The following is an 11,708-nucleotide window of genomic DNA, read 5'->3' as shown; positions in this document are numbered from 1 at the left end:
GCGCCGGTTGGGGGAACGGGAAGGTGGTGACCCACCCGAACGGAGATCACGCTTTGCGGAGGAAACCAAGAACCGCCGAAACGGCGGCTTCGGTGCCGGTGGTCAGCGTCGGTTGAATAGCTGGCGCGAAACTGGGGTTGTGGTTCGGATAAACCGGGGAACCTTCGGTGTAGCCACCGAAACCCCAATAGACGTAGGGAACGTCGAAAGCGCGAGGAATGTTGCTGAAATCTTCCGAAGCAGTAACAGGAGGCATGTGCTCAACACGCTCGGCCCCCAGCCCTTCACGAAGCGCTTCGGTGACGGTCAGGGCAGCCTGCTCATCGTTGTCGGTGAGCGGATAACGATCGGAGTACTCAAACTCTGGTTCTCTAGGGCTACGCGAAGCCTCGCATTCGGCTTTGACGATGCGTTCCATCGCCTCAACGAGCTGGTCACGAATGTCCTCGGAGTAGGCACGGAAGTTGATGCGCAGCTCAGCATGATCAGGAATGATGTTGGCTTTTTGTCCGGCCTGTAGCGCACCGATAGTGATGACGCCAAAGTCGCTGGGGGCAATCTCGCGGGCCACCACAGACTGCAAACGCATCACGATGGAGGAGGCAAGCAAGACCGGGTCGACACCCAAGTGCGGCATGGAACCGTGGGACCCCTTGCCATACACGGTGACTTTGGCAGACACCGCGGTTGACAGGATCGGCCCGGACGCAACCGCTACTTTGCCAGCTACGGGGGCAGCCAACACATGCTGCCCTAGGCACACATCAGGCTTTGGAATCGCGTCAATGAGTCCAGCATCCACCATGGATTGGGCGCCCTGAGCAGTTTCCTCTGCGGGCTGGAACAGGGCGATGTATGTACCGCTCCAGGTGTCTTTATGCTCAGCAAGCAGCTGAGCAGCGCCAAGGCCAGCGACGACATGCATGTCGTGACCGCACGCGTGCATAACGGGCTGTTCGATGCCGTCCTGATCTTTCATGACCTTTGTTGAGGCGTAGTCAAGGCCGGTTGCTTCCTGCACGGGAAGAGCATCGATATCTGCGCGGAACAAGACGGTGCGCCCCTGACCATTGGCCAGGACTCCTACCACGCCGCCGCCAATTTCCTTGACGTCATAACCGTACTCAGTAAGCTTGCCCGCGATGAGTGCGCGAGTTTCAGTCTCGACCATGGAAAGTTCAGGGTTCTCATGGAGGTGCTTGTAAAGAGTCTCCTGCATTTCAGCTAATGCCGGAACCTTGGCGGTGATATCAGCGATAGACACGACCGGACCTTTCCTCTAAGAAGATGAAGGGCAATGGCAACCGGGTATCGAGGAGTCAGTCGATCGCCCTCATATATTTTTATTTACCCAGTGTTATCAGCACCGGACGCAGCGGCAAGAACCCCGCATAACCACACCGAAATCTTGACCTCTACAAGAGATAAGGATCGACCAAGACAAAGAAATCTTGAAACTATTGAGGTGTTCTCCCCCAAGAACCCACCTCAGATGCCGGGGCCTCCGATGCCATCCTCCAGCGACTTTCACTCGAGAGAAGGCAGGAGAGGTGGCAGTCAGCAGCACACCTCATTCAAAAAACAGCCACCATCAGGACATAAGCACTCAAAGTGACATAGGACACAAATAGGTGATCCTGATGGCCAGATTTTCTGCAAAATATTTACAAATTATCTGACTTTCCCGAAAAGACCAATCTTATATTTACAGGAACCTCACGCACCTGATATATCCCCTCAAAGTCCTGGAGAATCACACACATAGCGATAAGCGCCCCCCAACCGTTGATTCCACCACTGCACCCGCTCCACAGGCACCTCAAACTGCTCCACCAAACCTGAATCCACCTCTACACACCCCACCGGAAGCACCCCTCCCCTAGGCACCAACGAACTGCGCGATACATCCCCAGCCAGCAACGCAACCGTGCCTAAACCACACGCAAACTCAAGCTCTGGAAGCGCAGCCGCAAGCGCCACCCCAGCCCCAATACCCACCGAAGTGTCCAAAGCACTACTCACCACAGTCGGTAACCCCACCTGCTCAGCAATCTCAAGGGCACGGCGCACCCCCCCCAACGGCGCAACCTTGACCACAATGAGATCAGCAGCCTCAGCACGAGCAACTCGTAAAGGATCTTCCGCCTTACGGATCGACTCATCAGCAGCGATACGCACACTGCGACCCGCCGTCACAAGAGCACGACGAAGACGCGCCAAATCCTCCACCTCAGCCACAGGCTGCTCTACATACTCGAGGCTGTACCGCGACAACACAGCAATAGCCTCCATCGCGGCGCGCACGTCCCAGCCCGCATTAGCATCCAAACGCACCGGGACGTCCACTCCAACATAATCCCGGACCGCTGCAACCCTATCCGCATCCTCAGCTAAGCTCTGCCCCTGCTCAGCCACCTTGACCTTCACCGCAGCGAACCCGTCATAACGATCGAGAATGTCCGCCACTCGATTAGCTGGCACAGCTGGAACCGTGGCGTTGACCGGAACAACTTCACGAACAGGTTCAGGCCAGCCGCACCAGGCAGCCTCAATCGCCGCAGCCAACCACCGTGAGGACTCAGCCGGGCCATACTCCACAAAAGGCGACCACTCCCCCCAGCCAGTAGGCCCTCGAAAAAGCATGGCCTCCCGATGAGTCACCCCACGGAAACGCGTGTTCATAGGAATACGGACCACACTCGAGGAATCAAGCAATTCCGCCAAAGTTGGCCAAGAAGACACACACGCAGGACGCAGCGAAGGCACAGAAGAATGCACCGTCCTATCCTGGCGCCTAGAACAGAACAGTGCATCCACTACTTACTCGTTTCCACCCGCCGACACACCGGCTCAGGCGCGGTCTGTGAGAACCGCCGTTAAACCAATCGTGTCCGTGATCTCCGGGCCACCACCACGCTGCGGCAACCCCGCAAATGGCTTGGCGTAACCATTCAGCAGCGGACCAACCTGGCTCCCCTCGACATGCCGCTGAGCCTCACGCAGCGCTTGCTTTCGAGCCTCAGTCGAACGGAACACAAGAATCGAGGCGTTACCAACAGAGCCACCACCAGAACGCACACCCCCCTCAAGCGGACGGTCAAAGAACTCTTTGAGCTGGATCGGCTCTGCAACAGCCAAATCAGGACGGCGAGTAACAAGAAGATCCCGACACTGAGTCATCAACTCCAGAGTTCCCGTAGAGCAGTCCCCCTCAGAAACGAACGTGACCGTCGGGTAGATACCCAAAGAAATAGCGCGATCAGCTGCAAGCTCAGCAGAAATCACAATCTGCTCAACCGTGGCGTTCTCCCCGTAGGCAGGGCCAGCATAAATCTGGATGGACTCCTTATCGAGAAGATACGTACTGGTCCCTACCGAAGTAACTCCAGGAGACAAACCAATAAGTTCGTCAGCCAAACGCACCAAATCCGAACCAGTATCGATACGGTCCCCCACCACAGACTGCACTTCCTCCATCGCAAGCAAAACCATGGAGTAAGTAAGCGGATCAGCCAAATCTCGAACAGCCACCTGTTCCTCAACACCACGTTTAGCCGCCAAATAGCGCACAACCTCAGGAGCAGGGCTTGCAACATCAATGATGTGCGCCGCATCAGGCATGGGGATGTGGTGAAGAGCAGCAACCTCACTGATCTGTTCCGTAGACCCAACAAACAAGCACGTAGCCATACCGAAATCGAGCAACGCCCGAGCAGAACGGAGCATGTCAACAGTGACAGGCCCAGGCAAAGCTGTGGCGTAACGCTTAGTACCCAACCGCTCCATCACCGAAGCCCGCAGTTGAATATACGTAGCGCGACGTGGCTGCTCATTCTCTTGCAAACTGCGCAGCCACTCAGTAGAAAACGCTTCGGCATACGTCTGTTTCGTCAACTGTGCACGTTCTTCGTCATCAGCGGGAATCTGCATCTGGATGCCATTCACCGCCGAAGCCGCCTCATACGTGAAATCATCCGTCGCCAACAAAGGCATCCCTGCCTCCAACGCTGGCGCGCACAAACTCATCACATTCTCACTAGGCAAAAGACCGCTCGTCAGAAGCACACCCGCTGGACGAACCCCTTTAATCTCAGCAAGAGCAGCAGTCATAAGAACATCAGGACGATCACCAGGGGTGATAACAAAACGCCCCGCCTCAGCGGTACGGTCCACAACACCTGGCATACCTTGAGCAGCGATCATCATGTGCTCAACACGACGATCCATATCGCCTTCAGAAACAACAGTCAGACGCAGCTGATGGACGATGTCACGCACCCGCAAACGCTCAAGCTGAGGACTATGCGCAACAGCAGCAACAACCTGCAAATTCTGGGCCTCAAGATCACGCCGAACATCACCCAGCAAACCCTTGTCATCGTCCTGAATACCGACAATGACAACACCAATAACCCGACCTGGGCGACGGTCAGTAAAAGGACGCGCAGCCATCGCGACATGATCAACAACTTCGGCCAAACCCTCGGCAGCTGTGGCAACAAGAAGCACATCAGCATCAACACCCACGGCAAACTCTTCATTGAACTGATTCGTCAAAGAAGTCCCGCGAATAGGGGAAAGACCCTCAAAAACCACCGCTTCATGCGCCAAAACATCACGCATCTCAAAAAGCACCGAAGACAACATCGTGTCACTGCCATACATAGCGTAATTACGCATCGCGATATCAGAAGTAACCGGCTGCGGCGGACGCAACCGCGTCACCAACCGAAACACCTCAACAGATTGATCCTCGTTACCCTTGCTGAACTCCTGCGCAATAGGTTTGGCATAAGCCACATTCACACGCATCTCGGACAGCGCCTGAACCAGGCCTAGGCACACAGGAGTCACAGGCTCCCGATGACCGGCGGGTACCACGAGAATCCGTCGTTGCATGCTGCGCTCCTCACCACGACACCGCCCACGGCCGTGGGCGGAGACTAGGACAGTCCTGCCTCCTCATCGACCAATGCGACCGGTTAGCAAGCACATAGCGCAATCGTGTGCACAAGAACACGCATCAGTCGTAAACGACCTCACCATCATCACGACACGCAATCTCAATCGCCTCACGATGACGATCCTCCATCGGCGGAAGATCTGCCACCGGCCACCACCCCACCTCAGAAGACTCATCGTCCCCCACCCGCAGAACACCACCTACCCACCTACACCGAAAAGCAACATCAACATACGCGGACTGATCACCATTGGGATAAGTAACAACCGGCGTCACCCGCACAGCGATCAACCGCTCAACCTCAACATCAATACACGCCTCTTCCTTCGCCTCACGCACCGCCGTCACCGCAGGGGACTCCAACGGATCAACCACACCAGTGACCGGGGTGTACTCACCGTTATCAGAACGACGCACCAACACCACCTCCACCCCCCGATCCCCCTCACGCACCACAACAGCAGTCACACCCGGCAGCCACAACAGATCGTGCCCCACCTTGGCCCGTAACCTCGCAACATGTTCAGGGATCGGCATACATTCAAGGCTAGACCCACCCCTACAGCTCTTTTTCTAGGCCTTACCTAGCCAGCCGATGCGACACAGCTGACTTCACTTCCCACGAGACGCTTCCCGCTGCGCGACCACTTCCCCTCATGGTCTATCCCCCACAGCCCCCGAAGACTCCACACTATGCACAGCCTCTTTGGAGTAATACTCATGCTCCTGGATTGGGTCTACATACGCAGAAATAAAACTAGCCCCCATAAACAACGCCGCCACACCTACAAAAAATCGTTGCCTCCTCATGGCAACCAGTCTTTCCCTGCACCACCCCACCGGTCATCCACCCCCAGTCTGCAAACCACTCCACACCCCTACACCTAAAGTCGCACCCCACCTACTCCCAAAGTTGCATCCCACCGGAACAACACCGCAAGCCTAGGCTTGCCACATGGACACCGTGTCACAGACCTTCGACCCCACTACATGGGAGACAGTTCCCGGCTTCGAGGACCTGACCGACATCACCTACCACCGCAGCACCGCCCCCGGCCCCGTCCCCGGACGCCCCCTAGGCTGCGTACGCATCGCCTTCAACCGACCCGAAGTTCTCAACGCATTCCGGCCACACACCGTCGATGAGCTCTACCGCACCCTCGACCACGCCCGCATGACCCCACACGTGGGAACCATCCTCCTCACCGGCAACGGACCCCACCCCACCCCCGGCAAATCCCCCACCACCAACGGATGGGCCTTCTGCACCGGCGGAGACCAACGCATCCGCGGACGATCCGGATACCAATACGCCAGCAAAGACGCCACCACCGGCGAAGAATCCCACACCAACATCGACGAACAACGCACCAAAGCCGAAGGCGGCCGCCTCCACATCCTCGAAGTGCAACGCCTCATCCGCACCATGCCCAAAATCGTCATCGCCGTCGTCAACGGCTGGGCAGCAGGCGGCGGACACTCCCTCCACGTCGTCTGCGACCTAACCATCGCCTCCCGCCAAAACGCCCGCTTCAAACAAACCGACGCCGACGTAGGCTCCTTCGACGCCGGCTACGGCTCCGCCTACCTCGCCAAAATGGTGGGCCAAAAATTCGCCCGCGAAATCTTCTTCCTCGGCCGCGAATACACCGCCGAAGACATGCACCGCATGGGCGCCGTCAACATCGTCACCGACCACGACGACCTCGAACACGAAGCCATCCGCGTCGCCACCGAAATCATGAGCAAATCACCCCAAGCCCAACGCATGCTCAAATTCGCATTCAACCTCACCGACGACGGACTCATGGGCCAACAAGTATTCGCCGGAGAAGCCACCCGACTGGCCTACATGACCGACGAAGCCATCGAAGGCCGCGACCAATTCCTCGAAAAACGCAACCCCGACTGGAGTCCCTTCCCCTGGTACTTCTAACCTTCCTTTATCTGGAATTTCGCAAGACAAAAGTTCTCGCGGTTCAGAGAACTCTTCATCACTACTGTGATGAAGAGTTTATTCGCTGCGCCTGACACTTTACCTCTTGCCCATTCACCCCTTCCTGCTGAGCAATCACTTTCCCCTCGTGATCAATGATCTTGCAGCGCAAAGTTCCCGAATCAGGAGCAACAGCAGAGACTTCCGGATCCGCACCAGCGACCATTTTCTTACTCCATGTCGAATCAGCTACCTTTTCCGAAACAACCATGGGGCCATTCAAACCATCCCACTCCAAGGGGAAAACCTCCCCCAAAGGACCTGAAGACTCCAGCCGATATTCAACCTCTTTCGAGTAGTAATCCCTCACATCTTCAGGTTTCGCGTTTGCATACACATAAAAACCACTAGCGCCTACAAACAGCGCTGCCATACCCACACACATTTGTTTCACCTTCACAGAAACAAGTGTCGCCACTCACCACCCCTCAGTAATCCACCCCCAGTCCCAAACTCACCTCACATAACTACCCCCAAAGTCGTACCCCCCTCTATCCCTCCAGTCGCACACCACTTCACCAGCACATTTGCCGCACCACACCCCACATCCGTAGCGTCAACACCAACCCCCTAACAAAAACCCCACAGCAGCCCCACCGCCGCGGCCTGCCTAGGATGAACCCCGCACCCCACCCCCACACGCACCCGCACCGACACACCGAGAGGGAACCCCAACCGACGTGAGCAGTCACGCCACCTCACCGTCTCCACACCCCTCCCCCACCCCCACAACACCACCACGACTCCGCTGGATCGACACCTCACGCGCCGTCGCAGTCATCCTCGTCGTCCTCTTCCACGTCACCATCGGCCACTACTACCTCATGGCCTGGGTCGGCGGACTCGAAACCGGACGATGGGCACGCATCAACCAAATCCTCTCCATCATCCGCATGCCCCTCCTATTCGCCCTCTCCGGCGTACTCGCATCCGGAAAAATCCACCGAGGATTCCGCCGCGGCAAAGCCATCCTCGGCGCCGCCACCAACTACTGGCTCTACACCATCTGGCTCATCACCTACGGCATCTTCATCCTCTGCATGCCACCAGACTTCCCCACCCCCCACAAAGTCGCCTCCCTCGACCAGTGGCTCATCCAACTCTGGCTACCCAACACCTACCTCTGGTACCTCTTCGCCCTATCCACCTACATCCTCCTCTTCACCGCACTACGACGCGTACCACCCTGGATCACCCTCACCGCACTCTTCATCCTCCACCTCATCGCCGTCCAAGCCTGGTCCCTCGAAAGCGCACTCTGGACCCGCGCCTTCACCTACGCCATCTTCTTCGGCCTAGGCGTACACGGCCGCGCCATCCTCACCCGCATGGCAAGCAGCCCACCCCTGACCATCCTCACCGCCATTACCTCCTGGGCCATCTACCAACCCATCGGCATGACCCGACTCCTCAGCCTCGCCCCACCCGGCCCCGGCTACGCCACCCTCATCGCCCTCCTCTACATCACCCTAGGCCTGACCGCCGTCGGCTTCGTCGGATGCCTCGTCCGCATCCCCCACCTAGCAACCCCCCTGACCTACCTCGGCCACCACACCCTCGGTATCTACACCCTCCACATCCCCCTAGCGACCATCCTCAACCTCATCACCCTCGGCCTAAGCACCGGACTCGGCAGCACCATCCGCAGCATCCCCTGCGCCGTTTTCCTCTACCCCATCCTCGCCACCACCATCGTCATCGCCGGATGCGTCCTCCTAGAAAAAATCCTCCGACGCATCCCCACCCTCGCCTTCCTCTTCACCCTTCCCAAACCCCTCGCCAAAGCATGCGAACACCTACGCACCACCCTCAACAACACCACCCCCACCCGCAAAAACAACACAATCACCACCCCCTAACCCCGCACCCATCCACCCGCACATGAGTAGGGTGACCCCGTGCCGGAACCCACAACCACCACCCCCATAACCCCCCTCACCATCCCCACCCACGGCGACCTCACCCCCACCTACACCACCCTCCGACACGCCCTCGACGGAAACACCCCCCTCCTCATCCCCACCGCCCCCGGCCACACACCCCCCACCACAGCAACCACCGCAACCAACCTCCCACCCCAAGCCACCCTCGCCATCTCCACCTCCGGATCAACAGGAACCCCCAAACTCGCCACCTGCACCGCCACCGCACTCCACGCCTCCATCACCGCCACCGAACACGCCCTCGGCGGCCCCGGCCAATGGATCCTCACCCTCCCACCCCACCACATAGCAGGACTGCAAGTAATCCTGCGATCCCTCGCAGCAGGCCACAACCCCATCCCCATCCACCGCACCACCAGCTTCACCGCCACACACCTAGCCACCGCCCTCCACCAAGCCCAAATCACCACCCCCAACACCCCCCACTACACCTCGCTCGTCCCCACCCAACTCGCCCGACTCCTATCCACCACCGAAGGCATCACCACACTGCGCCAACTCGACGCCATCCTCGTCGGCGGCGCAGCAACCCCAACCGAACTCATCAACCGCGCCAAAGACCACAACATCAACCTCATCACCACATACGGCATGAGCGAAACCTGCGGCGGCTGCGTCTACAACGGCCACCCCATCGGCGACACCACCATCACCTTCACCACCAACACCACCACCGCCACCGCCACCGCCACACGCATCCAACTCACCGGCACCCACATCGCCCACGGATACCTCCACCCCACCGACAACCCCACCACCCTCACCCTCAACACCAACACACCCTTCACACACCACCCCAACGGCACCCGCACATACCTCACCGACGACATCGGACACATCAACCCCGACGGCACCCTCACCCTCGAAGGCCGCACCGACGACATCATCAACACCGGCGGCCTCAAAGTCCTCCCCACCCACGTCGAAAACGCCCTCGCCCCACACCTACCCCCCGGAACAGCGATCCACGTCACCGGAATCCCCCACCCCGAATGGGGAACCACCGTCGCCGCAGCCTTCGCCCCCACCAACCCCACCCACATCAAACACCTTCAACAACTCATCCCCACCGCACTGACCGCCGCCCGCGAAACCCTCCCCCCACACGCCATCCCCCGCCACACCATCGTCCTACCCCACCTACCCCAACGCGGCCCCGGAAAACCCGACCGCACCGCCATCCGCAACGCCCTCATCCGCGCACAACCCCACCCTGAGAACCCCATGCCAGAATGAACCCCACCCCCACACCCACCGGCGAAAAGAACGGAAAACGTTGTGATCCGGGTACTTGGCACTCTGCTCATCCTCGCCTACAGCATCTACACCCTCGTCGACTGCCTCAACACCGACGAACAACACATCCGCGCCCTGCCCAAACCCATCTGGGCACTCGGAATCTGCCTCTTCCCCATCGTTGGAGGCACTGCCTGGTGGCTCGCAGGACGCCCACAACGCCCCCGCCCCCAACGACCTATCGGCCCCGACGACGACCCCGATTTCCTCCGCGGCCTCTAACCCCACGCACCACCACCGCACACCACACCCGTCCACACGCCACAATGACTACCTCCAACCGAACAACCCACCAAGCAAACTGACTAGCCACACAAGGATTCACACCCCATGGCCACGTACAAGGAATGGGTTCAAGGTGCACGCCCCCGCACCCTGCCCGCAGCCGTAGCGCCCGTTGTCATCGGCGCAGGATCCGCCTACGCGGTCGACCGAGGAATCTTCCCCTTCGCCGTGCTAGCCCTACTCGTCGCCCTCGCCCTCCAAGTCGGCGTCAACTACGCCAACGACTACTCAGACGGCATCCGCGGCACCGACGACACCAACGTACGTATTGGCCCAGTCCGCCTCGTCGGCCAAGGACTCGCCACACCCCAAGCAGTCAAAAACGCCGCATTCATCTCCTTCGGCGTCGCAGCATTCTTCGGCTTAGCCCTCGTCGCATTCGCCAACACCCTATGGATGATCGGCGTTGGCCTACTGGCTATCATCGCCGCCTGGTTCTACACCGGAGGTAAAAAACCCTACGGATACCTCGGACTCGGCGAAGTCATGGTCTTCATATTTTTCGGACTCGTCGCAACCTTGGGAACCACCTACACCCAAACCCTCTACATCACCCCGGCCTCCATCGCCGGAGCAGTCGGCGTGGGCTCGCTCTCCTGCGCAATCCTCATGGTCAATAACCTCCGCGACATCCACACAGACCCCGGCGCAGGAAAAATCACCCTGGCAGTCCGCCTCGGAGAACCCGGCGCACGCTTGGCCTACGCAGGCATGATCGCCATCGCAGCAATCTGCTCACTTGTCGCTGGTTTCTTCCACCCAGGTGCCTGGTTCTGCCTCATCACCTTCGTTTACATCATCCCCGGCGTACGCCAAGTACTACGCGGATCCAGCGGTCGTGATCTCATCACCGTCCTGGGCCGCACCGGAAAATTCACTCTCATCTACGGCATTTTCCTAGGCCTGGGCATGGCCATCTGGCGTCTACCCGCCATCGGCTAATCAGCGGAACGAATCCGCCTCAGAATCCTCCTCAGCAGAAGACTGATCTGTCTGAGCCCGGCACTCGGCTTTCTCTTGCCGGCGACGCTCAACTCGTTCAGCCACATCAACTGCAAAGCGATCTCGCAACGTCCCCAAAGTAAACAACGAAATCAACATCGAAACCGTCGCAGCCACCAGCAGCAGCACCAGTGGGTCTTTAAGACCCACCAGCCAGAGAACCAACAGGCACGCAAGGAAAATGCTGATCCGAGCGAAGGAATAAACAATAGAAGGACGCATA

At 58.7% G+C, this 11,708-nt stretch carries 12 protein-coding genes; 5 read left to right on the top strand and 7 right to left on the bottom strand.

Translation table 11 applies throughout. The annotated features are described in order from the left end of the window. Positions 1 to 46 precede the first annotated feature (46 nt). The 5 genes from CKV89_RS03410 to CKV89_RS11675 all read right to left on the bottom strand — a co-directional run bounded on the left by CKV89_RS03410 (position 47) and on the right by CKV89_RS11675 (position 5,773). Positions 47 to 1,264: an amidohydrolase gene (locus CKV89_RS03410; protein ID WP_028327600.1), complete on the bottom strand. Its 1,218-nt coding sequence runs from the start codon at positions 1,262 to 1,264 to the stop codon at positions 47 to 49. A 473-nt stretch (positions 1,265 to 1,737) separates the two neighbouring features. After that, entirely contained in the window at positions 1,738 to 2,742 is a 1,005-nt protein-coding gene (locus CKV89_RS03405) for an o-succinylbenzoate synthase (RefSeq protein ID WP_034401338.1), read from the bottom strand. Positions 2,743 to 2,850: 108 nt separating this feature from the next. Further along, positions 2,851 to 4,899, bottom strand: a complete 2,049-nt coding sequence (locus CKV89_RS03400) for a phosphotransacetylase family protein (protein WP_028327599.1) — start codon at positions 4,897 to 4,899, stop codon at positions 2,851 to 2,853. A gap of 124 nt (positions 4,900 to 5,023) precedes the next feature. Beyond that, the gene (locus tag CKV89_RS03395) at positions 5,024 to 5,500 is read right to left on the bottom strand and encodes an NUDIX hydrolase (RefSeq protein WP_034401337.1); all 477 of its coding nucleotides are present in this window, start codon (positions 5,498 to 5,500) and stop codon (positions 5,024 to 5,026) included. Positions 5,501 to 5,617: 117 nt separating this feature from the next. After that, on the bottom strand, positions 5,618 to 5,773 hold the full coding sequence (locus CKV89_RS11675) for a hypothetical protein (protein ID WP_154657681.1): 156 nt from the start codon (positions 5,771 to 5,773) through the stop codon (positions 5,618 to 5,620). A 145-nt stretch (positions 5,774 to 5,918) separates the two neighbouring features. Here CKV89_RS11675 and CKV89_RS03390 point away from each other — a divergent pair, with 145 nt between their 5' ends. Beyond that, positions 5,919 to 6,899, top strand: coding sequence for a 1,4-dihydroxy-2-naphthoyl-CoA synthase (locus CKV89_RS03390; protein ID WP_028327597.1), 981 nt, complete (start codon positions 5,919 to 5,921; stop codon positions 6,897 to 6,899). 61 nt (positions 6,900 to 6,960) lie between these two features. Here the strand turns inward: CKV89_RS03390 and CKV89_RS03385 are convergent, their stop codons facing one another. Further along, positions 6,961 to 7,359 carry a hypothetical protein gene (locus CKV89_RS03385; protein WP_154657680.1) on the bottom strand — a complete coding sequence of 133 codons (399 nt, stop codon included), beginning with the start codon at positions 7,357 to 7,359 and terminating at the stop codon, positions 6,961 to 6,963. Positions 7,360 to 7,639: 280 nt separating this feature from the next. Here CKV89_RS03385 and CKV89_RS03380 point away from each other — a divergent pair, with 280 nt between their 5' ends. From CKV89_RS03380 to CKV89_RS03365, 4 genes are all read left to right on the top strand, one after another. Next, the gene (locus tag CKV89_RS03380; protein WP_028327595.1) at positions 7,640 to 8,818 is read left to right on the top strand and encodes an acyltransferase family protein; all 1,179 of its coding nucleotides are present in this window, start codon (positions 7,640 to 7,642) and stop codon (positions 8,816 to 8,818) included. A gap of 39 nt (positions 8,819 to 8,857) precedes the next feature. Continuing rightward, positions 8,858 to 10,138, top strand: a complete 1,281-nt coding sequence (locus CKV89_RS03375; RefSeq protein WP_051277655.1) for an AMP-binding protein — start codon at positions 8,858 to 8,860, stop codon at positions 10,136 to 10,138. Positions 10,139 to 10,180: 42 nt separating this feature from the next. Then, positions 10,181 to 10,420, top strand: coding sequence for a PLDc N-terminal domain-containing protein (locus tag CKV89_RS03370; RefSeq protein ID WP_028327594.1), 240 nt, complete (start codon positions 10,181 to 10,183; stop codon positions 10,418 to 10,420). Positions 10,421 to 10,528: 108 nt separating this feature from the next. Next, positions 10,529 to 11,425 (top strand): 1,4-dihydroxy-2-naphthoate polyprenyltransferase, encoded by an 897-nt coding sequence (locus CKV89_RS03365; protein ID WP_028327593.1) that lies wholly within the window; start codon positions 10,529 to 10,531, stop codon positions 11,423 to 11,425. Here CKV89_RS03365 and CKV89_RS03360 read toward each other — a convergent pair whose 3' ends face one another. Further along, the gene (locus CKV89_RS03360) at positions 11,426 to 11,707 is read right to left on the bottom strand and encodes a DUF4229 domain-containing protein (RefSeq protein WP_154657679.1); all 282 of its coding nucleotides are present in this window, start codon (positions 11,705 to 11,707) and stop codon (positions 11,426 to 11,428) included. Position 11,708: the final 1 nt, after the last annotated feature.

The sequence above is a fragment of the Dermatophilus congolensis genome (assembly GCF_900187045.1).
GTDB lineage: Bacteria > Actinomycetota > Actinomycetes > Actinomycetales > Dermatophilaceae > Dermatophilus > Dermatophilus congolensis.
This window is presented reverse-complemented; position numbering and strand designations above follow the sequence as displayed.